The 22,796-nt window shown below is 45.6% G+C and carries 16 protein-coding genes; 11 read left to right on the plus strand and 5 right to left on the minus strand.

Going from position 1 to position 22,796, the window contains the following annotated elements:
- Nucleotides 1-133: 133 nt before the first annotated feature.
- The 8 genes from AWH66_RS04835 (at nt 134) to tldD (ending at nt 10,868) form a co-directional block, all read left to right on the plus strand.
- On the plus strand, nt 134-1,177 hold the full coding sequence (locus AWH66_RS04835; RefSeq protein ID WP_006071009.1) for a rod shape-determining protein: 1,044 nt from the start codon (nt 134-136) through the stop codon (nt 1,175-1,177).
- A 61-nt stretch (nt 1,178-1,238) separates the two neighbouring features.
- Nucleotides 1,239-2,102 (plus strand): rod shape-determining protein MreC, encoded by an 864-nt coding sequence (gene mreC, locus AWH66_RS04840; protein ID WP_006071010.1) that lies wholly within the window; start codon nt 1,239-1,241, stop codon nt 2,100-2,102.
- 17 nt (nt 2,103-2,119) lie between these two features.
- Complete coding sequence (gene mreD / locus AWH66_RS04845; protein ID WP_006071011.1) at nt 2,120-2,608, plus strand: rod shape-determining protein MreD; 489 nt, start codon at nt 2,120-2,122, stop codon at nt 2,606-2,608.
- Between the two features lie 4 nt (nt 2,609-2,612).
- Nucleotides 2,613-3,182, plus strand: coding sequence for a Maf family protein (locus AWH66_RS04850; protein WP_063606137.1), 570 nt, complete (start codon nt 2,613-2,615; stop codon nt 3,180-3,182).
- An 18-nt stretch (nt 3,183-3,200) separates the two neighbouring features.
- Nucleotides 3,201-4,670, plus strand: a complete 1,470-nt coding sequence (gene rng / locus AWH66_RS04855; RefSeq protein WP_063605924.1) for a ribonuclease G — start codon at nt 3,201-3,203, stop codon at nt 4,668-4,670.
- A gap of 10 nt (nt 4,671-4,680) precedes the next feature.
- Complete coding sequence (locus tag AWH66_RS04860) at nt 4,681-8,574, plus strand: YhdP family protein (RefSeq protein ID WP_063605925.1); 3,894 nt, start codon at nt 4,681-4,683, stop codon at nt 8,572-8,574.
- 4 nt (nt 8,575-8,578) lie between these two features.
- On the plus strand, nt 8,579-9,403 hold the full coding sequence (locus AWH66_RS04865) for a carbon-nitrogen hydrolase family protein (protein WP_063605926.1): 825 nt from the start codon (nt 8,579-8,581) through the stop codon (nt 9,401-9,403).
- Nucleotides 9,404-9,428: 25 nt separating this feature from the next.
- Nucleotides 9,429-10,868: a metalloprotease TldD gene (gene tldD, locus AWH66_RS04870; RefSeq protein WP_063605927.1), complete on the plus strand. Its 1,440-nt coding sequence runs from the start codon at nt 9,429-9,431 to the stop codon at nt 10,866-10,868.
- Nucleotides 10,869-10,931: 63 nt separating this feature from the next.
- Here the strand turns inward: tldD and AWH66_RS04875 are convergent, their stop codons facing one another.
- The gene (locus AWH66_RS04875) at nt 10,932-12,308 is read right to left on the minus strand and encodes a PhoH family protein (protein ID WP_038229151.1); all 1,377 of its coding nucleotides are present in this window, start codon (nt 12,306-12,308) and stop codon (nt 10,932-10,934) included.
- Nucleotides 12,309-12,799: 491 nt separating this feature from the next.
- On the opposite strand from AWH66_RS04875, the gene rapA reads away from it, so the two are divergent.
- From rapA to AWH66_RS04890, 3 genes are read left to right on the plus strand one after another with little or no spacing between them, the layout of a single operon-like run.
- A complete protein-coding gene (rapA, locus tag AWH66_RS04880; RefSeq protein ID WP_063605928.1) occupies nt 12,800-15,709 on the plus strand; it encodes an RNA polymerase-associated protein RapA in 2,910 nt (969 codons plus the stop codon).
- Nucleotides 15,710-15,768: 59 nt separating this feature from the next.
- Nucleotides 15,769-16,506 (plus strand): bifunctional tRNA pseudouridine(32) synthase/23S rRNA pseudouridine(746) synthase RluA, encoded by a 738-nt coding sequence (gene rluA / locus AWH66_RS04885; protein ID WP_063605929.1) that lies wholly within the window; start codon nt 15,769-15,771, stop codon nt 16,504-16,506.
- 32 nt (nt 16,507-16,538) lie between these two features.
- Nucleotides 16,539-17,501 carry a D-2-hydroxyacid dehydrogenase gene (locus AWH66_RS04890; protein WP_063605930.1) on the plus strand — a complete coding sequence of 321 codons (963 nt, stop codon included), beginning with the start codon at nt 16,539-16,541 and terminating at the stop codon, nt 17,499-17,501.
- A 35-nt stretch (nt 17,502-17,536) separates the two neighbouring features.
- On the opposite strand, the gene AWH66_RS04895 is transcribed toward AWH66_RS04890, so the two are convergent.
- From AWH66_RS04895 to argR, 4 genes are all read right to left on the minus strand, one after another.
- A complete protein-coding gene (locus tag AWH66_RS04895) occupies nt 17,537-17,977 on the minus strand; it encodes a universal stress protein (RefSeq protein WP_063605931.1) in 441 nt (146 codons plus the stop codon).
- 125 nt (nt 17,978-18,102) lie between these two features.
- Nucleotides 18,103-20,682 carry a TRAP transporter permease gene (locus AWH66_RS04900; RefSeq protein WP_063605932.1) on the minus strand — a complete coding sequence of 860 codons (2,580 nt, stop codon included), beginning with the start codon at nt 20,680-20,682 and terminating at the stop codon, nt 18,103-18,105.
- Between the two features lie 254 nt (nt 20,683-20,936).
- Complete coding sequence (locus AWH66_RS04905) at nt 20,937-21,905, minus strand: TAXI family TRAP transporter solute-binding subunit (RefSeq protein WP_063605933.1); 969 nt, start codon at nt 21,903-21,905, stop codon at nt 20,937-20,939.
- Between the two features lie 334 nt (nt 21,906-22,239).
- Nucleotides 22,240-22,710: a transcriptional regulator ArgR gene (gene argR / locus AWH66_RS04910; RefSeq protein WP_006072881.1), complete on the minus strand. Its 471-nt coding sequence runs from the start codon at nt 22,708-22,710 to the stop codon at nt 22,240-22,242.
- Between the last annotated feature and the right edge of the window lie 86 nt (nt 22,711-22,796).

Raw genomic sequence — 22,796 nt, forward strand, 5'->3', positions numbered from 1 at the left:
GTTAAGTAAGGAAACTGTAAGAAAATGCGGGTTTCACCCCATGTTTCTGCTTCAATGCCTTGCTGTGATGGCAAGGCATTGGTACATTTAGTGCAATTTTTGTCTTCTCATTCTTGCAGGACGAGCGAAGAATATGTTTAAAAAACTGCGTGGCATGTTTTCTAACGACCTATCGATAGATCTAGGTACTGCCAACACACTGATATATGTAAAAGGACAGGGTATCGTCCTTGACGAGCCTTCTGTAGTAGCTATCCGCCAAGATCGTGCGGGTTCAGCCAAAAGCGTTGCTGCGGTAGGCCATGCAGCGAAGCAGATGCTAGGTCGAACGCCTGGTAATATTTCTGCTATTCGTCCTATGAAAGATGGCGTTATTGCTGATTTCTATGTGACCGAAAAAATGCTTCAGCACTTCATCAAACAAGTACACGACAACAGCGTTCTGAAACCAAGCCCACGTGTTCTAGTTTGTGTCCCTTGCGGTTCAACACAAGTAGAGCGTCGTGCTATCCGTGAATCTGCACTGGGTGCAGGTGCTCGTGAAGTGTATTTGATCGATGAACCTATGGCTGCTGCTATTGGTGCAGGCCTACGTGTCTCTGAGCCAACAGGTTCAATGGTTGTTGATATCGGTGGTGGTACAACAGAAGTAGCGGTTATCTCGCTTAACGGTGTGGTTTACTCTTCTTCAGTACGTATCGGCGGTGACCGATTCGACGAAGCGGTTATCAACTATGTGCGCCGTAACTACGGCAGTTTGATTGGTGAAGCGACAGCTGAGAAGATCAAGCACGAAATTGGTTCTGCGTATCCAGGTGATACGGTTGAAGAGATTGAAGTACGTGGTCGTAACCTTGCCGAAGGTGTGCCTCGTAGCTTTAGCCTAAACTCGAATGAAATTCTAGAAGCGTTACAAGAGCCATTAACTGGTATTGTATCGGCAGTGATGGTTGCGCTTGAGCAATGTCCGCCAGAACTTGCTTCTGATATTTCTGAAAACGGTATGGTACTAACAGGTGGCGGTGCACTGCTACGCGATCTAGACCGTTTGCTCACTGAAGAAACCGGTATCCCTGTTGTTATCGCTGAAGACCCACTAACATGTGTGGCTCGTGGTGGTGGTAAAGCTCTAGAAATGATCGACATGCACGGTGGCGATCTATTTACAGAAGAATAATGGTTTCACTCTAGTTTTGGTGTGGTACTGAAACTAGAGTCCACATCAGGATTATGAGTACATGAAACCAATATTTGGTCGAGGTCCTTCTTTACAACTTCGGTTATTTCTTGCTGTTACTTTATCAGCCGGCTTAATGCTGGCTGATAGTCGTTTAGATACATTCTCAAATTTCCGTTACTTATTGAACAGTGCAGTCGCACCGATTCAGTATGCCGCAAACCTTCCTCGTACCATGTTTGATGGCGTCTATGAAAGGCTAAACACTCGACAAGGTCTAGCCGAGCAAAATGTAAACTTAAAGCGCGAAGTGTTGCGTCTCAAAAGTGACTTGATTTTGCTTGATCAATACCGTGAAGAGAACCAGCGTTTTCGCGAGCTCTTAGGCTCATCTTTCGTCCGAGATGAAAAGAAGATGGTGACAGAGGTGATGGCAGTGGACACGTCGCCATATCGTCATCAAGTCGTGATTGATAAAGGTCGTATCGACGGTGTTTATGAAGGTCAGCCGGTTATTAATGAAAACGGTATCGTTGGTCAAGTGACCTTCGTTGGCGCTCACAATAGCCGTATTATGCTACTGACGGACTCTAACAGCGCAATACCTGTGCAAGTCATTCGTAATGATATTCGAGTTATTGCATCAGGCAATGGGTCTATCGATGAGATTCAACTAGAGCACATTCCAACAAGTACTGATATTCAGAAGGATGACCTGTTGGTGACCTCTGGTCTTGGTGGAATCTATCCCGAAGGCTATCCCGTTGCTCATGTTAAATCGGTACAACGAGACAATCGACGAGAGTTCGCCAGCATTATTGCTGAGCCCGTGGTCGACTTTGATCGACTAAGATACTTACTGTTGATTTGGCCGAGTAATGATAGACAGCAACAAGCGGTTGAAGATACGCTGAACGCGCAATAAAGGATTCTCATACTATTATGGCTAATAGTTCATTTCGCAGTCACTTAGTGATCAGTGTGTCACTGATAGTGGCGCTTGTCTTGCAAACCATACCGTGGCCAGGCGTGCTAGACTTCGTAAGACCGTCATGGTTATTCTTGGTTCTAGGTTACTGGGTTTTAGCACTTCCGCACCGAGTGAATGTGGGTACTGCATTGATCGTCGGTTTGACTTGGGATCTGCTGGTCGGTTCTACCTTAGGCATTCGCGGGATGATGATGTCGATTGTCATCTATATCGTGGCTCTTAATTTCTTGGTTCTAAGAAACATGGCACTTTGGCAGCAGGCTACGATCATGGCCTTGATCTCTATGCTACTAGAAGTGTTTATCTTTTTTGGTGAGTATTTGATCCAAGACGTCACTTTTAATCCGATGTCGCTGTGGAGTGGTCTGATTAACTGTATACTTTGGCCATGGATGTTCTTACTGTTACGTCGTGTAAGACGACATTGGCATGTCAGGTAAATCAATGACTACAAAGATAGTATTGGCGTCAACTTCACCAAGACGCAGAGAGCTATTAAGCCAGCTCGGATACCAATTCTCAGTGGTGAGCCCTGATATTGAAGAAGTGAAACAAGACCAAGAAAGTGCTCAACAGTACGTTGAGCGCTTGTCGTTAGAGAAAGCGTTGGCTGGGCTTGAGTTGAGCGATTCCAGCTCTGTAGTTGTCGGTTCTGATACGGTCGTCGTTTTAAATGAACTTGTACTAGAAAAACCCAATGATTTCGAACATGCCAAAGCTATGCTTCAAGGGATGTCCGGAAAACAACATCAGGTGCTCACTGCTGTCAGTGTTGTATCTAAGAATAAGCAGTTATCGGTCGTGGTAACGACGGATGTATGGTTCAAAACACTTAGCGAAAAAGAAATCGAACAATACTGGTTAAGTGGAGAACCTCAAGATAAAGCTGGCAGTTATGGAATCCAAGGATTAGGGGGGCGCTTCGTCACTCGAATCGAGGGCAGCTATTACGCTGTAGTTGGACTGCCACTGTATGAAACTGACCAGCTCTTGCAAGAATTTATAAATAATTAAAAATATTGAGGTGCGCTCATGAGTGCAGAGCTGTTAATAAACGTAACCCCTAGTGAAACAAGGGTTGCCATGATTGAAGGTGGCGTTCTCCAAGAAGTCCACATTGAGCGCGAAGCAAAGCGCGGAATCGTCGGCAACATCTATAAAGGTAAAGTGAGCCGAGTCTTGCCTGGAATGCAGGCTGCTTTCGTGGATATCGGTCTCGATAAAGCAGCATTTCTGCATGCTTCCGACATCGTACCGCATACAGAGTGTGTGGCCGAAAATGAAAAGAAGCAGTTTCAAGTCCGTGATATTTCTGAGCTAGTCCGTCAAGGTCAAGACATCATAGTGCAAGTGGTCAAAGATCCACTTGGAACTAAAGGTGCTCGTTTAACCACGGATATCACCCTCCCATCCCGTTACCTCGTCTTTATGCCAGGCGCGAGCCATGTCGGTGTTTCTCAACGTATCGAGAGCGAAGAAGAGCGTAACCGTTTAAAGAATGTGGTTGCTGACTACTGCGATGAAAACGGAGGCTTTATTATTCGTACCGCAGCAGAAGGTGCGAATGAAAAAGAACTGGCGCAAGATGCAGCATTCCTTAAGCGTTTGTGGACCAAAATCAATGAACGTCGTACTAAGTATAAAACGCGTTCAACGTTATACGGTGAATTGGGTCTAGCACATCGTATTCTTCGTGATTTCGTAGGGACGGAAATTACTCGTGTTCAAGTGGACTCAAGACTGATTTTTGAGAGCTTGAAAGAGTTTACCAGCGAGTTTGTGCCTGAACTGGAGAGTTTGCTTGAACTTTATGAAGGTGATAAGCCGATTTTCGATATGTACGATACCGAGAATGAGATTCAACGTTCACTCGAACGTAAAGTTGACTTAAAGTCTGGCGGTTACCTGATTATTGATCAAACTGAAGCGATGACAACGGTCGATATTAACACTGGTGCATTCGTAGGTCGTCGCAACCTAGAAGAGACTATCTTCAACACCAATATCGAAGCGACTCAAGCTATTGCTCGACAGCTTAGACTGCGTAACTTAGGCGGCATCATTATCATCGATTTTATCGATATGGGCCTTGAAGAGCATCGCCAACGTGTTTTGAACTCTCTAGAAGCCGCACTTGCTAAAGATCGAGTGAAGACTAATATCAACGGCTTCACCCAGTTAGGTTTAGTGGAGATGACACGAAAAAGAACTCGAGAAAGTATTGAACATGTTCTTTGTAGTGGCTGTCCAACTTGTGAAGGCCGCGGTTCAGTGAAAACCGTCGAAACAGTTTGCTATGAGATTTTACGCGAGATTACTCGTGTTAACCGTGCTTACGATGCCGACAAATTCGTAGCTTATGCGTCTCCTGCTGTTGCTGAAGCACTTGAAGGCGACGAATCTCATGCATTGGCTGAGTTGGAAGTCTTTATTGGTAAACAGGTTCGAATTCAAGCTGAGCCTTTATATATTCAAGAACAATTTGATGTTGTTATGATGTAATGAGTAATTTGTGAGTTCTCGCGTTAATCGGATTGTCCGTTTTTTTCTCTGGTTACTACTGACCGTATTGGTGTTGCTTGCCTCTGCGGTCACAGTGCTGCGTGTGGGTTTGCCACAGCTCAACAAAATTCAACCAGAAATAGTGACTTGGGTAAACCAAGGAACAGGTCTCAATATTTCTTTGAAAGATGTACGCGGTTTTTGGCGTAACACTCACCCCTCTATTTCGCTTCAAGGCGTTGTTGTTGGTCTTCCTGAAAGCCCTGAAACTAAATTCGAAGTCGGGAACTTAGAGCTCGAATTCGATTTGATTCAAACCATTATTCAAAGGCAGCCTGTCTTAGCGGATATGGTCATTAATGACATGATGCTGGACATTCGTTCGGTCGATTTACTAAAAGCGACCGAGCCAAAAACGGTTCAACAGCCCAAACAACCTGCTGCGAGTGGCGAGCAGTTGGTCAACCGCCTTGATAACTTATTATTGAGGCAGTTAGATCGTTTTGCTGTCGCTAACTCAACGGTGTTGTACCAATCTATATCTGGTGAAGAACGTCAATTAGATATAGAGAATTTGCAATGGCGGAATCAAAAGGCACGCCACTTAGCACAGGGCACCATCTCCATTGCTGATGCAAACTTAAATTCGCTAGAAGTGAGAGCGGACTTTATTGATAAAGGCTCGCTGTCGAATGTCTCTGGTGACTTTTACGTCGCTGTGGACCAAATGTCGCTGTCCCCGTGGCTGTCTGAAACGCAAAAGCAGCAAACTGGTATTAAAGATGGAGAGGTAAGCTTACGCAGCTGGATTACATTGGATAACAGCACAGCAAAAGAAGCTTATCTTGAAGTGTTACCATCTGAGCTTAGTTGGTCTAAAGATGGTAAAGACCACGACCTATTCGTTGAGTCTGCGGTTATGCATTTATTGCCATCAGAAGCTGGTTGGCAGCTAAATGTTCACGAAGTTCAAGCCAGAACTAATGATGTTCCGTGGCCTGAGCTGGACATTGCAGCAGAATGGAATCGCCAACAGCAATGGCAAGTGAATATTTCTCAGCTCGATGTGAACGCCTTAAAGCCACTAGCATCACTAAGTCCTGACCCGAGTGTGGAAGAGTGGTTAACTAAACTCAACCCGGGTGGGCAGATTGAAGACATTCGACTATCCCAAACTGACGGTACTGACTCCCTGAAATATTCGGCACACCTTGAGAATATGTCGATGTCGCAATGGGAACTTTTACCGGGCTTCTCTCATGTCTCAGGATCGGTGCGCGGTAATATGAAGCAAGCTCATGCCCGCGTTAACGTTATTGATGATCGCTTCCCTTATGGTGATGTGTTTCAAGCTCCGCTGAATATCAAGCAAGGTTTGGTTGATATTCATTGGCAAAATAACGGCGAGCAAGGTTGGTCGTTATGGTCTGATAAAGTGACGGCTGCGACGCCAGACTTGCAAGTGCTTGGTGCTTTTAGACTTGATTTCCCTAAGAATGACAGCCCATTCTTGTCGTTCTATGCAGAAGCGGATCTATACAATGCAGGTGAGGTTTGGCGTTATCTGCCAACTTTAGCGATGGGCCAAAGTCTCACGGACTACTTATCGGCAGCGATCCAAGCGGGTCGAGTCAACACATCTAAGCTGTTGTGGTATGGCAAACTCTCAGACTTTCCATATCGAGAACATAACGGCATGTTCCAAGCTTGGGTAGGACTTCGCGATGCTAAATTTAGTTTTGATACCAATTGGCCGCCACTGACTGACTTACAACTCGATTTATTGTTCCAAAATGAGACCATGTATTTGGACTCTCGTTCCGCGACACTGATGAATGTTAAAGGCCAGCGCATCACGGGTCGAATTCCAGTACTCAGTGGTGATGGGCACCTTGAAATAGAAGCGAAAGCGACAGGTCAAGGCAGTGCCGTTCGAGATTATATGACCGCTTCGCCGCTGGTGGACTCGGTTGGTGCTGCGTTAACTGCAGTTCAAGTTAGTGGCGATGTGAATGCCGACTTCCAACTGTATATTCCGTTTTCTGGCGACGATACGCCGTCCAGAGCTTGGGGATACGCGGAGCTAAAAGACAATCACGTCGAAATTGATGCCCCCCCAATGACGCTGGAAAAAGTGTCCGGTAGAGTTGAGTTTGACAATGATGTGGTGAAAGCGACAGGGCTGTCTGCAAACTTGCTGAACCAGCCGATTTTCCTTGATTTTCAAGGGCAGAATGCTGGCAAAGGTTATTCGGTTGGGATTGACGCGGTTGGAGATTGGAAAACCGCACCACTAGAGCCTTATGTTGGTGATAAGGTGGTTAGTCGACTGGCAGGGCATTCGCCTTGGAACCTAGACGTGGATATTCAGCTCAACGATGTTGGCTTTACTTATCAGCTTGACCTGAATGCTAACCTTGCGACCATTGCGAGTGAATATCCTTATCCACTCAAAAAAGCGTTTGGTGAATCAGGTAAAGCAAGACTTCAAGCTTCCGGAAACCAGCAAGCTATAACCGCTAGATTGCAGTTACCCTCAGTTAAATATCAAACCGAGATTGATATCACAGGAGAGGTTCCGGTTCTTAAGGCGACTAACTTGGTGTTGGGTAAAGGTGGATTCAAAATCAGCCCTATAGTTGGTCATCACTTCCAAGTACGGTCCGACAAGTTCAATGTCGATCAATGGAGTGAGTTGTTTAAAGAGCCGCCGAGTGAAAAGAAAGCGTTACTAGATGAGCTGAATAAACCGGAACTTCCATTACCTAAACGGGTAAATGTGGAAGCGAAAGAACTGATGTTAGGTGGTATTGAGTGGCACGATGTGAACTTCAATGCCAGATACAAAAAAGGTGGTTGGCAATTCGATCTTGATAGCCAAGAGGCAAAAGGGCAGGCGAGTTACAGTGACAACAACGAATTGTATGTTGCGTTGAAACGTCTGCATATCTACGTGCCAGAGTTTGATAAGAAGGCACAAGATGATGAGTCGCTTATCACTCAGGAAAACCTTGAAGCGCCATTAGTGACTGAGTTTGATAAAACCTTCTTTGATATCATGCCAGATACTCAACTGACGATTGATAACTTCTGGTTCCAAGGTTACAAAGTCGGCAAAGTGGATATGGATGTTGAACGACAAGGTAACAAGCTCGTTTGGAAAAAGCTGGACCTATCGAGTGGGACAAACAAAGTACATATTGACGGTAACTGGATGGTCGCAGGTCAGCAAAATAAAACACAGGTCAACCTAGCAGTCAGTGGTGAGAACAATAGTGACCTTATGGAACGATTTGGTATTACCTCGGGTATCCAACGTGCACCATTTGATCTCGACTCAAGGTTAACGTGGGATGGTGCACCATGGTCAATGCGAGTAAATACCGTTAGTGGTGAAATCAGTACCAAGCTAGGTAAAGGGATTATCTCTGATGTGAGCGGTGCCGCACGCTTGCTTGGTCTGTTTAGCTTGGATTCCATTATTCGTAAGATGCAGCTCGATTTTACTGATGTATTTGATAAAGGGATGGCGTTTAACTCAATTACGGGTAGCGGCAAAATCAGAGATGGCGTGTTTGTGACCAATGACATTAAGATGGATGCGGTTGCTGGTGAAATGACGATTAAAGGATTGGCTGATCTCTCGACTCAAACGGTCGATGCTGAAGTAAACTTTACGCCTGACATGACTTCAGGGATCCCTATCATTACGGCTTTTGCGGTGACGCCTCAAACAGCATTGGTTGTGCTTGCAGTGACGACAGTGATATCACCCGTGGTTGAGGTCGTGACACAAGTTAACTACTCAGTTAAAGGTCCATTGGACTCACCAACGGTAAGTGAGATTTCGAGGAGTCAGGGAGAATATAAGTTACCTGAAAACCTCAAGAAGGAGATTAAGTAACACCATGAGCAAGGAACGCTTTGGCATCATACAAATGACATCAGGACCCGAACCAGAAAAGAACTTCAAGTTCATTGAACATAAGGTTGAGTTTCTTTCTGCCAAGGGGATGAAGTGGATTCTTACCCCAGAAAACTCGTTGGTTTTTGGTTCCCGTGACGATTATCACCGTCACGCGGAATTTTTAGGGAAAGGCAAGTATCAAGACAAGTTATCTGATTTAGCAAGACGCCATCAGATTCACCTTATTATTGGCAGCTTTCCTATTCGGGTTTCTGAAACGGAAGTGACCACAACAACGCTGGTTTTTGACGCAAACGGGCAGCGTATGAATCATTATGATAAGCTGCATATGTTTGATGTCGACGTCAATGATGGTCACAAAAATTACCGTGAATCGGAAACGTTTAAAGCGGGTACAAGCATTGCGATGGTGCCGACTGATTTTGGTGCGGTGGGCTTAACCATCTGCTACGACCTGCGTTTCCCACATCTATTCAGTGCGTTGAGGGCTCAAGGGGCGAACGTAATTGTTGTGCCTGCGGCATTTACTGCGGTGACTGGAAAGGCGCATTGGGAAGTCCTGTTGCGTGCTAGAGCGATTGAAAACCAATGTTGGATAGTCGCAGCGAATCAATGTGGCACTCACCCGTGTGGAAGAGAAACCTGGGGACACTCTATGGTGATATCGCCTTGGGGGGAGGTTCAAGGACAACTTGAGCAGCAGACAGGTACGATAACCGCCGAATTGAATTTCGATGTTGTAGAAGAAGTGAGACAGAGTATGCCTGTCGCTAAACACATTCGATTTGAACAGCACTTACACTAATTATATTTCTATAAAGAGTAATCATATGGAACGCATAGAAGACGCGCTATTAGGACCTACAGGTCTGTCTGAGCAAGATATTGAAGCTACGCTTGCGAGCATTGCAACTCGCCAGATTGACTATGCGGATATCTATTTTCAATCCAGCTGGCACGAATCTCTAGTGCTTGAAGACAGCATCATCAAGGACGGTTCATTTAATATCGACCGCGGGGTTGGCGTTAGAGCGGTTGCTGGCGAAAAAACGGGTTTTGCTTATTCAGACCAAATCACACTAGATGGTCTGAAGCAAAGTGCAGTAGCGGCAAGAGGCATTGCGCAACAAGGTCAAAGCGCGCAAGTTAACGCACTTACTCGTCGTGATAATCAAGCTTACTATGCTGCGGTTAACCCATTAGAAAGTTGGGAAAAACAACAAAAAACTGAACTGCTAAAGCAGCTTGATGCCTACATTCGTACTAAAGAGCCTTTAGTTAAAGAAGTCTCTGTCAGCTTAAGCGGCGTCTATGAGCAAATGCTCGTGGCGGCGACTGATGGAACCTTCGCTGGTGACGTGCGTCCATTGGTGCGTTTATCTATCAGTGTATTAGCACAGAAAGGCGAACGTCGTGAGCGTGGTAGTGCCGGCGGTGGTGGTCGCTATGGTTACGATTTCTTCCTCTCAACAGAAGAAGGTCAACAAGTCGCTTACAACTATGCCGATGAAGCCATTCGCCAAGCGCTAGTCAATCTGGAAGCGATTGACGCACCTGCTGGTACTATGCCAGTGGTACTAGGTTCTGGTTGGCCGGGAGTACTGTTACACGAAGCCGTGGGCCATGGTCTAGAGGGTGATTTTAACCGTAAAGAGTCATCAGTATTCTCTGGTAAGCTAGGTCAGCAAGTCACATCAAACCTGTGCACGATTGTTGATGATGGAACACTACAAGACCTTCGTGGCTCGCTTAACGTGGACGATGAGGGTGTTCATGGACAGTACAACACGCTGATTGAAAATGGCACTCTGAAAGGTTACATGCAAGACAAGCTTAATGCGCGTCTAATGGGTGTAAACCCAACGGGTAACGCCCGTCGTGAATCCTATGCCCACTTACCTATGCCTCGTATGACCAATACTTATATGCTACCGGGTGAGCACTCTCCAGAAGAAATTATCTCTACCGTGAAGAAAGGTCTTTATGCACCAAACTTTGGTGGTGGTCAGGTTGATATTACCTCTGGCAAATTTGTGTTCTCAGCGTCAGAAGCGTATCTCATCGAAGACGGTAAGATTACTGCACCAGTGAAAGGTGCGACGCTAATTGGCTCTGGTATCGAAGCGATGCAGCAGGTCTCTATGGTGGGTAATGACCTGAGTATCGACCGCGGTGTAGGCGTCTGTGGTAAGGCCGGACAAAGTGTGCCAGTTGGTGTTGGTCAGCCAAGCTTGAAGTTAGATGCACTAACTGTCGGCGGTACTGACTAAGTTCACGTATATAAATCACGAACTGCCGTCATCCCCTTTTCAAGGGGATGACGTCGCAGCCACTTACAAATTTTCCTCTGCAAATTCGGCTAATCTACTTCTTACCACACCATTTAAGTGAATGTTGGCACTGCCTCCGAAGTTCTTAAAGCGCTCAACCATATACGTTAACCCTGATGTTACTGGCGTTAAGTACGGGGAATCAATTTGTGCTAAGTTACCTGAGCAGACAATCTTAGTCCCTTCACCACAACGAGTAATAATGGTTTTAATCTGAGAGGCCGTTAAGTTCTGGCACTCATCGAGTAAAACAAACGCATTTTGGATCGAACGTCCGCGCATGAAGTTAATAGATTTGAACTGAATGTTCGCTTTATCACAGATGTATTTCAGTGAGCCCTCAGTGCAGTGATCGTTTTTGTGTAGCGCTTCGAGTGTATCGGTAATGGCCGCCAACCAAGGCATCATTTTTTCTTCCTCAGTACCCGGAAGAAAGCCGATGGACTCGCCAATATCTGGTGTATTTCGGGTGACGATGATCTTATCGAACATACCTCTCTCTATCGTCATCTCTAGCGCTGCAGCCATAGCGAGTAGCGTCTTACCACTACCAGCGGCACCTGTGAGAATCACTAAATCGATATCAGGGTCGAGTAAAGCATCCATGGCCATGCCTTGGTAGATATTCTTAGGGCGAATATCCCATGCTTGTCGACACAGAAGGCGTTCTTGGCTGAGATCTCGAATTGTCACTTTATCACTATCAATGTCGGCCACTCGTCCCGCAAAATCACTACTATCATCGATCAAGTATTGATTGATAAACGTTGGGTCAATCGCGGCTCTGTCGAAAGTGTGATACGTCTTGTTGGCGAGGGTTTTGGTTTCCACCTCGTCAATATGTTCCCAAAACGCTCCTTCAGATTTTTGAAAACCTTTTGTGAGGTACTGCACATCATCGATTAGCTGATCAGTACGATAGTCTTCAACAAAGCGAACGCCTGCTCCTTTAGCTCTTAAGCGCATGTTGATGTCTTTAGTGACTAAAACGACTTCTCGAGGGGAGCGTTTGTTTTGCAAGTAGAGCACCGCATTGAGAATCCGGTTGTCGCCTTCCTTGTCGGCGAAGGCTTTGACTGTTTCTTGCAGCACATAGTCTGCCAATATTGAAATGGTTCCTGTTGCTTCCATTTGGTGAGAGAAGGGAATCCCTTCAGAAATTTCATCAGGCGTCGCTTCTTTAAAGATATCTTCAAGAGCTCTAATTGCGACGCGCGCATCACGAGCAACATCGCGTTTGCTGTCCTTAATGCGGTCGAGCTCTTCAAGTACGGTCATGGGAATGACGACGTCGTGTTCTTTGAACGAAAAAATGGCGTGGGGTTCGTGGAGAAGAATGTTGGTGTCGAGAACGAAAAATTTACGGTCGGTATCGCCCATAGAGTCTCCTTGCCGCAACTGGCGCTTGTCCTTTGCGGTTAACTCGGATGTGGAACGAGTCAGACTGGGGTCAATGCTGGCTCGGATTTCCTATCTTAGTGAGTCAACCTTGCTATGTTCAATCGATGGTGAGTCTGATTGAACCTGATACCCTTGTATCCGATTAAAACATGGTTCTTTGGTAACATGTTATTAACGTTTACAATTTGAGTATAAGTGAAAAAACTCACTTTGGTCTTTACATTTGCCACTATTTTTTTGCAGTTTGATGTCAGCCACGACAATGCAAAAAAAACTTAGGATTTCCTTGTAATTGGCGTGACCTGCATCACGCCTTCAAGTAAGATTAGCGACCTTTCACCCTAGGGTGAAAATGAGCAATATTTGCTCTATCACCTACTATTATTTGGGCGGGGTTTTGAGCTTAGTTTTCGACTGAGTTACCGTTTGAATGACCAAAAGATATCGATACGAGTTGAGGTAGTCTCTCTATGACATTTGCTTTAGGGCAGCGCTGGATTAGCGATACGGAAAGTGATTTAGGTTTAGGTACGGTCGTCGCATTGGATGCGAGAACAGTGTCTCTTATGTTTGCAGCATCAGAAGAAAACCGTGTGTACGCACGCAGTGATGCGCCAGTCACCCGAGTTATCTTTAATGTTGGCGATGTCATAGATAGCCAAGAAGGTTGGACGCTTCTGGTTGAAGAAGTGCTCGAAGACCAAGGCGTATTAACGTATGTCGGCACACGTCAAGATACAGAAGAGCAGGGCGTTGCATTACGCGAGATCTTCTTGAGCCATCAAATTCGTTTTAACAAGCCGCAAGACAAATTGTTTGCAGGTCAAATCGACCGAATGGATAACTTTGTACTGCGCTATCGTGCACTAAGCAATCAATACGAACAACACAAAAGTCCAATGCGCGGTCTTTGTGGCATGCGTGCAGGCTTGATTCCTCATCAGCTCTTTATTGCTCATGAAGTGGGTCGTCGTTATGCGCCACGTGTATTGCTGGCTGATGAAGTTGGTCTCGGTAAAACCATTGAAGCAGGTATGATCATTCACCAGCAAGTGCTATCCGGTCGTGCTCAACGTGTTTTGATTGTGGTGCCAGAGACACTACAGCATCAATGGTTGGTAGAGATGATGCGTCGTTTCAATCTGCATTTCTCTATTTTTGATGAAGAACGCTGCATTGAAGCATACGCAGAGGCGGATAACCCGTTTGATACTCAACAGTTTGTCCTATGCTCTTTGGACTTTTTACGTAAGAGTCGTAAACGTTTTGAACAAGCATTGGAAGGCGAATGGGATCTGCTGGTTGTGGATGAAGCGCACCACCTTGAGTGGAGCCAAGACAATCCAAGTCGTCAGTACCAAGTCATTGAAGCGTTGGCCGAAAAGACACCGGGTGTCCTTTTGCTAACGGCAACACCGGAGCAGTTGGGACGCGAAAGCCACTTTGCACGTTTGCGCCTTCTCGATTCAGACCGTTTCTTTGATTATGAAGCCTTCGTTAAAGAAGAAGAGCAATATGCGCCAGTTGCCGATGCAGTAACAGCTCTGTTCTCAGGAGAAGCGCTGAGCAATGAGGCGAAAAACCAAATCACTGAGCTATTGTCTGAGCAAGACGTTGAGCCATTGTTCAACGTTCTAGAAAGCAATGCCAGTGATGAGGAAAAAGCCACAGCACGTCAAGAGCTTATCGACAACCTAATGGATCGCCACGGTACTGGACGAGTGTTGTTCCGAAATACGCGTGCCGCGATTAAAGGCTTTCCAAAGCGTAACGTAAACCTTGTGCCGATGCCGATTCCGCAGCAATACACGACCTCTATGCGTGTATCAGGCATGATTGGTGGCAAGATGGCACCAGAAGCACGCGCGATGAAAATGCTTTACCCTGAAGAGATTTTCCAAGAATTTGAAGGTGAAGACTCTAGCTGGTGGCAGTTCGATTCTCGTGTTAACTGGCTGATTGAAAAGATCACAGCAAAGCGTAGTGAGAAAGTGTTGGTGATTGCGTCACGTGCAAGTACCGCTCTTCAGCTTGAGCAAGCGTTGCGTGAACGTGAAGGTATTCGTGCAACTGTGTTCCACGAAGGTATGTCGATTCTTGAACGCGATAAAGCGGCAGCTTACTTCGCTCAAGAAGAAGGTGGTGCTCAGGTATTGATTTGTAGTGAAATCGGTTCTGAAGGTCGTAATTTCCAGTTTGCTAACCAACTGGTAATGTTTGATTTACCATTCAATCCAGACTTGCTAGAACAGCGTATTGGCCGTTTGGACCGTATTGGTCAGAAGCGTGATATTGACGTGCATGTTCCTTATTTAGAGAACACCTCTCAAGCGATACTGGCACGTTGGTTCGATGAAGGACTCAATGCATTTGCTGAGACGTGTCCAACGGGTCGTATGGTGTATGACCGCTATGAAGAGAGCATCATCAACATGCTTGCCAGTGGTGATATAACTGAATTGGATGAGGTGATTGAAGGCTCAAGACATTACAACCAGGAGCTTAAGCATGAACTTGAGCAAGGTCGTGACCGTTTACTTGAGATGCATTCTAATGGTGGTGAAGCGGCGCAAGAGATTGTCGAAAAAATTGCAGCTACCGATGGTGATACCAACCTAGTCACATTTGCACTGAGTTTGTTTGACACCATTGGTTTAAACCAAGATGACAAAGGTGAAAACGCCCTAGTGGTGACGCCTTCTGAACATATGATGGTACCGAGCTATCCAGGCTTACCGTATGAAGGAGCAACCATTACGTTTGACCGTGATACGGCGCTTTCTCGTGAAGATATGAACTTTATTAGTTGGGAACACCCAATGATTCAGGGCGGTATCGATCTCGTGATGAGTGAAGGCGTAGGTACGTGTGCCGTTTCGCTTCTGAAAAATAAAGCACTTCCAGTCGGTACTATCTTATTGGAGCTGGTGTATGTTGTGGATGCGCAGGCACCTAAACAGAGTGGTATTAGCCGCTTCTTACCACCAACACCGATTCGCATAATGATGGATGCTCGCGGTAACGATCTCTCTTCACAAGTTGAGTTTGAAGGCTTCAACCGTCAGCTTAGCCCAGTTAATCGCCATTTAGGCAGTAAATTGGTGACGTCTGTTCAAGCCGATGTTCATCGATTGATTGAATCGGGTAATGAGGCGGTTGAAGAGAAAGTCGTGGCGGTTCGCAAGCAAGCGCATAAAGCGATGTATGCGAGCTTGAATGGTGAACTAGAACGCTTACAGGCGCTAAAAGCGGTAAACCCAAATATTCGTGACGAGGAAATCGAAGCGATTGAAGCTCAAATCAAAGAGCTTGATGGCTATATCGCGAAAGCTCAAGTCCAACTGGACTCACTACGTCTGATCGTTGTCAGCCACAACTAATAACACAAAATAGGACGCATATATCTGCGTCCTACTTCATTGTGATGCGGTAAATTATTATGGCCATGCTTAGCTACACACCTCCAACAGATCCTTGGATAGATACTGTATTTGAAGATGAACATATTCTCGCGGTAAACAAACCTTCAGGCTTGTTATCTGTGCCAGGGAAAGCGCCCGAGCATTATGACAGTATGTGGAGCCGCCTTGTTGAAGTTTATCCCGAGATTCAAGTCGTGCATCGGTTAGACATGTCGACCTCTGGGTTGATGTTACTAGCGAAAAACAAAGAAGCGGAACGTTCTCTAAAGAAACAGTTTCAGTATCGGCTTACTCACAAAGTTTATTATGCGCGAGTTTGGGGAACACCTGCTCAATCGGAAGGGTTAATCGATTTACCGCTTATTTGTGATTGGCCGAATCGTCCAAGGCAAAAAGTGTGCTACGAACATGGCAAGCCGTCGCAAACATACTACCAAGTGGTAAAACAGGAACAACAGACAAGTATTGTGCGCTTATTTCCTATTACCGGACGTTCACATCAACTAAGAGTGCATTTATTGGAACTGGGGCATCCTATCGTTGGTGATGAGTTCTATGCCCATGAAGAAGCGCTGATGTTCTCAGATAGATTAGAACTGCATGCGGCAGAGCTATGTTTCTACCATCCTGAAACGGAAAAGCTACAATCTATTTTTGTGCCATGCGATTTTCATCAAGTGTCTGAGCCATTAGTGGTGCAACATTTTGACCCCGCGCCAGATTTACCGGATTATAAGACCTTGCCTCGGTCATAAAATGTGTGGCCGTACGACATCAAGGAGAAGTCATGGCCACCAAGAAAATTGTCTTTTTAGATCGTGATACCATTCCAGCGTCCATCACGATTCCCACTCCAAATTTCGCACATCAATGGATCGAGTATCAGTCGACCTCGCCTGAACAAGTGTTAGAACGCATTTATGATGCGGATGTCGTCATCAGCAATAAAGTCTATTTAGGTTCAGACATTCTTGAACAGGCCAAGCAAGTAAAACATATTGCGGTGGCTGCCACTGGGGTTAATAACGTTGAACTTGATTACTGCGCGCAACGCGGTATTACCGTTACCAATGTCCAAGGTTATGCAACTCAATCGGTGCCTGAACATGTGATTGCATTGCTATTTACTTTGATGCGAAATCTTCCTGCTTACCACGACGATATCCGCAATGGTGAGTGGCAACGTCAGAATAAGTTTTGTTTCTTCACTCATCCTATTCAAGATATTGCGCACTCTACCTTAGGTATTATTGGTAGCGGAGCGTTAGGGCAGGCGACAGCAGCGCTTGCTAGAGCAATTGGTATGAATGTGCAGTTCTCCGAACGCAAAGGTGTAACACAATGCCGCGAGGGCTATGTGACTTTTGAACGATTTTTGAAAACGAGCGATGCCATTGCCCTATTGTGTCCTTTGACCGAGGAAACGACCAATCTTATCGATAGTGAAGCGTTGTCGAATATGAAGTCTACGGCAGTATTGATTAATACTGGACGTGGTGGCTTGGTTAACGAAGGTGATTTGGTTTGTGCTTTAAAGGAGAATCACATTGCTGGAGCAGGAGTGGATGTCTTTACAGAAGAGCCAGCGCCTCAAACCAATCCTCTAGTCGAGAATATGGATTTGCCCAATCTCATTTTAACGCCGCATGTCGCATGGGGAAGCCGCTCTTCCATAGAGAAGCTTTGCGAAATATTAGTGAGTAATATTGAAGCGGTAGAACAAGGCAAAACGCAAAATAGAGTGGTCTAGAAATAACTCGCCCCACGTAAAGTGGGGCGAGGAAATTAATCTGCTTGTGGTTTAACGACCAGTACATTGATGGGTGAGTTCTGAACCACTTTACTTGCAACAGAGCCAAGAACTACCTTGTCAATCTTAGAGCGTTTGTGACTTGGCATAACAATTAAGTCTGTGCCTAAACGCTCCGCATAATCAAGAATAGTCGCATAAGGTTTACCCTCAGCAACATGAACTTTATAGACGACTTCATCAGGGATGTGCTGATCAGCAAATGATTTTAGTTGCGCTTTGACATCATTTTTCATTTGCGAGGCGGCATCTTTAGGGAAATACGTAGCCACCATAGACATATGGATACCCGGCAGAACATTTAGTAAATGCACTTCGGCATTAGAGTGCTTAGCATGCCAGACCGCGATTTCTACAGCTTTGTCTGAAAAGCCTTTATCGTTTAAATCGACAGGAACAAGGATTTGCTTGTACATGTGTTTTCTCTTTTTGGTTTGTACCCTACTAGCATAGGGTAAAGCATACGCTTGGCTAGTTTTATCCGTTCCGTATTAAGGTTTTTAGACTCTGGAGTTAAAGGTGAATCCAGAGCCTGATACCTTTATGCGCTCAAGTTTTCACGACGAGCACGACGCTTTTGGTTCATCGCCATCGCGAGAAGCAAGAGCAGCGCAGGTACAAATACCCACTCTTTCATTGGTCTATCGGCATCCTGCACAATAGATTTAATTTCCCAGTCAAAGTCTAGACCGGAAGCTTCTGCTGGGCTTCCAAACTCAACCATATCGATGATCATTTTATCAGCATCTTTATCGAGCATTAGTCCCATCGAAGCGATACGCTCTTCTGCAGTGACAGCGTTATCATCGAAAGGTAGTCGAACGGTTTTTTCAACGTACTTACCTTCGAGGGTTTCACCTGCAACACGTAGCTCGATGGATTGTCCAACATTTAGCTTCTCAACAACTTGAGCTATCTCAACACCTGGCGAAAGAACTTTCGCAGGGAAAGCCATATCCCACCAAAAACCTGGTCTGAAGAAGGTAAACGTTAATACGAGTAGCAATACAGTTTCCCACCACTTGTTCTTAGTGAACCACCAACCTTGAGTGGCTGCTGAGAAAATAAGCATCGCAATAATCGCAGAGATAACCGTCAGAGCAAGGTGCCACCATGAATCAATTCCCATCATCAACAATTGAGTGTTGAAGATGAACATGAAGGGCAAAATTGCAGTTCGAATATCGTAGGTGAAGCCTTGAATACCGGTGCGGATTGGATCGGATTTCGCAATTGCAGCTGCGGCAAAAGCAGCAAGACCAACTGGCGGTGTATCATCGGCTAAGATGCCGAAGTAGAACACAAATAGGTGAACGGCAATCAGCGGGATGATCAAACCGTGTGCCGCACCCAATGTGACGATAACAGGCGCCATCAGCGTTGAAACAACAATGTAGTTTGCCGTTGTCGGTAGACCCATCCCGAGGATCAGAGAGATGATGGCGGTAAATAGCAGCATCAAGATAATGCTACCGCCCGAGATAAACTCAACGAAGTCGGTCATTACAAGACCGATACCCGTGAGTGTAACTACACCTACAACAGTACCCGCAGCAGCTGTCGCCACTCCGATACCAATCATGTTGCGAGCACCAGACACTAAGCTTTCTGCCAAATCGACAAAACCCGCTTTGATCTCTGCATTGACATCACTGGTTTTCGCCATAATTGCGATTAGTGGACGCTGGGTAATCAGAATGAAGATCATAAAGACCGTTGCCCAGAATGCAGATAGACCCGGAGAGAAGCGCTCAACAGTCAAACACCACACTAAAACCACGATTGGCAGTAGGAAATGTAAACCAGACTTGATGGTTGGACCCGGATCTGGCACTTCAGTAAGTTCTGCATCAATTTCAATACCACCTTCTTTCGCGTACTTAGCTGAGACACGCAGTAACGCGATATAAGATAGCAAGAGCACAATACCTACAATTGGGGTCGCAGCGTCACCAAATACGTCTTTGGTCCAGCCAATGCCGTAGTACACCACAGCACTAATGACACAAAGACCAAGAATGGTGCCGGTAAATGATAAAAGGCTTTGAACTAGCGTCGGATTATGGCGGCGCGGAAGACCAGTCATACCTGCTTTGCAAGCTTCAAGGTGAACAATGTAAATCAGAGCGATATAAGAAATCAGCGCAGGTAGTAGCGCCGCTTTGATTACTTCAACGTATGAAATGCCCACGTACTCAACCATTAGGAACGCGGCTGCACCCATGATTGGTGGCGTTAGCTGACCGTTGGTTGATGCGGCAACTTCCACAGCCCCTGCTTTCGTCCCCGGGAAACCAACCCGCTTCATAAGAGGAATAGTAAAGGTACCTGTGGTTACTACGTTAGCGATGGAAGAACCAGAAACCAAGCCTGACAGACCTGATGCCACAACGGCGGCTTTCGCTGGACCACCACGCATGTGACCTAATAGAGAAAATGCGACTTTAATAAAGTAAGCACCGGCTCCAGCCCGCTCCAACATGGCTCCGAATAAAACGAATAAGAATACAAATGACGTTGAAACACCAAGTGCAACACCAAATACACCTTCTGTTGTTAGCCACAGATGTGACATCGCTTTGTTCAAGCTTGCGCCTTTGTGAGCGATAACATCCGGCATGTATGGACCGCCAAAGGTATACAACAAGAATACCGCAGCGACGACCATTAGCGGTGGACCTAAAGCACGGCGTGTTGCTTCAAGTAGTAGAACCATACCCGTACAGGCAACGACAATGTCCATTGTCGTTGGTGCGCCCGAGCGGCCTGCTAATTGAGTATAAAAGAGGTAAATGTAGGCAGCAGAAAAACTACCTGCCAGTGCTAAAATCCAGTCGATGGCAGGAATTCGATCTCGCGGTGACCCCTTCATTGCCGGGTAAGCGGTAAACGCTAGAAAAATAGCAAACGTTAAGTGAATTGAACGTGCTTCTGTGTCGTTCAGTACGCCAAAGTTAAAAATGAACGGCAGTGGGGATGCGTACCAAAGTTGAAATAGCGACCAACATAGTGGAACAAGCCAAAGTATTTTTGCGGGAATCCCTTTCGGGCTTCTTGCTCCAGTGTCAGCTTGTGCGACCATTTCTTGCACATCTTGCGACGGTTGTGTTGTCTGCGTCATGTACTTTTTCCTTTATTATTTTATGGTCCAGTGTTTTTCAAACAAAATGAACGAACCATATTTCGCATTTAACATTGTAGTCAATGGATGCAAACGTGTGGTTTTAGTTGTGTTTCTTAAGGCTCTAAAAATGACGGGCTTGGAAAGAGAGCCCAAATAGCCACACCAATTGGGTTAACTGGTGTTGATTGTTTTGAGTGATACTCATATTAGAAAAGTGGTAGGGGAAGGGAGCCTTCCCCTACGGAGTCGTCTTACTTAAGAAGACCAACTTCTTTGTAGTACTTCTCTGCACCTGGGTGAAGAGGAATAGATAGGCCTGCTTGTACCATGTCTTCCTTCTTCAGGTTAGCAAATGCAGGGTGCAGACGTTTGAACGTGTCAAAGTTTTCAAACACTGCTTTTGCAACGTTGTAAGCCACTTCATCAGAAACATCTGATGTGGTTACCATTGTTGCCGCTACACCAAAGCTCTTCACGTCTTGATCCGTGCCACGGTACATACCTGCTGGTACATTGCTGTACGCATAGTATGGGTTAGCCGCTACGATCTCATCGATTTGTGCGCCTGTTGCTGGAATTAGTTTAGCATCACATGATGTTGTTGCTTCTTTGATTGAACCGTTTGGATGACCAACCACATAAACGAATGCGTCGATTTTGTTGTCACAAAGTGCTTGAGAACGCTCTGAACCTTTAAGCTCCGATGCCAGTTTAAAGTCTGCGTTTGTCCAGCCCATTGCATCCATAACAACGCCCATTGTCGCACGGTCACCAGAGCCTGGGTTACCGATGTTCACGCGCTTACCTTTAAGGTCCGTTACGTTTTCGATACCAGCGTCAGTGCGAGCGATAATGTTGAATGGTTCTGTGTGCAGAGAGAACATTGCACGAAGCTTTTTGTAAGGGCCTTGCTCTTCAAATTTGCTTGTGCCGTTGTAGCCGTGATATTGCCAGTCAGATTGAACGATACCGAAATCTAACTCACCAGCACGCATTGTGTTGACATTGTAGATAGAACCACCAGTGGACTCTACTGAACAACGAATATTGTGTTCCTTACGGCCTTTATTCACAAGCTTACAGATTGCGCCACCAGTTGGGTAATAAACACCTGTTACCGAACCTGTACCAATTGTGATGAACTCTTGAGCGTTAACAGCGCCAGTACCCATAACGGCAGCGGCAATAGCACCAATTTTAACAAGTTTCTTAAATGCCATGAATTTCCCTTCCTTATTCATTATTAGCCCTGAATAACTATAGATGTCTTCAGAGGTTTCCTATGTGGAAACGGCATCTTTTTCAATCCATATGTTGAAAAAGTGGCGCAATCATACCAAAAAAATTGGCAGAAAATTACTGAATTGTTAATGAATATAGGGGAATTGTCTGTGCTAGAGGATTTGGAAGGATGGGGGCGACTAGGGCGTAATCCAATAAAAACAAGTAATTAGACGTTTTTTGTGGCTTATTTTTCGATTTATCAAGATGTGATATAAATCACGGAACAATCATGTTCCGTGATACTTTATTCTAAATGTTAATGTTTAAAACTTAGCCGGCGTAATCAAACAGATCGCATACCGATTCAAACAATTGCTGGGTAGACACACTCAAGGTTGGTGTGATGAAGATGGTATCGTCGCCTGCAACGACCCCCAGAATCCCTTCTGCTTTACCCAGAGAGTCGAGTAATCGAGCAATCAACTGTGCAGCACCTGGGCCTGTATGAATAACGACGATAGCGTTGTTGTAATCTATATCAAGAACCAATTCACGTAGAGAGCTAGAGACGGTTGGAACGCCAAGTTCTGCAGGTAGGCAGTACACCATTTCCATTTTTGCGTTGCGGGTCCTCACTGCGCCAAACTTAGTCAACATACGTGACACTTTTGATTGGTTGATGTTCTCAAACCCTTCAAGTTTTAATGCGTCGACAATCTCGCCCTGAGAACCAAAACGCTCTTCTTTTAGTAACGCTTTAAACGCGCGAACCAGGTTGTCTTGTTTGTCATTATTGCGCATAAACGCCTCTTATTTTTGTTCAACTAGCAGTGATCCGGCTATTGTGGCACAGAACCTCGATCTTGACCAAATAATCCATGGTTTAT

It is taken from the genome of Vibrio barjaei (assembly GCF_001639065.2).
Lineage (GTDB): Bacteria > Pseudomonadota > Gammaproteobacteria > Enterobacterales > Vibrionaceae > Vibrio > Vibrio barjaei.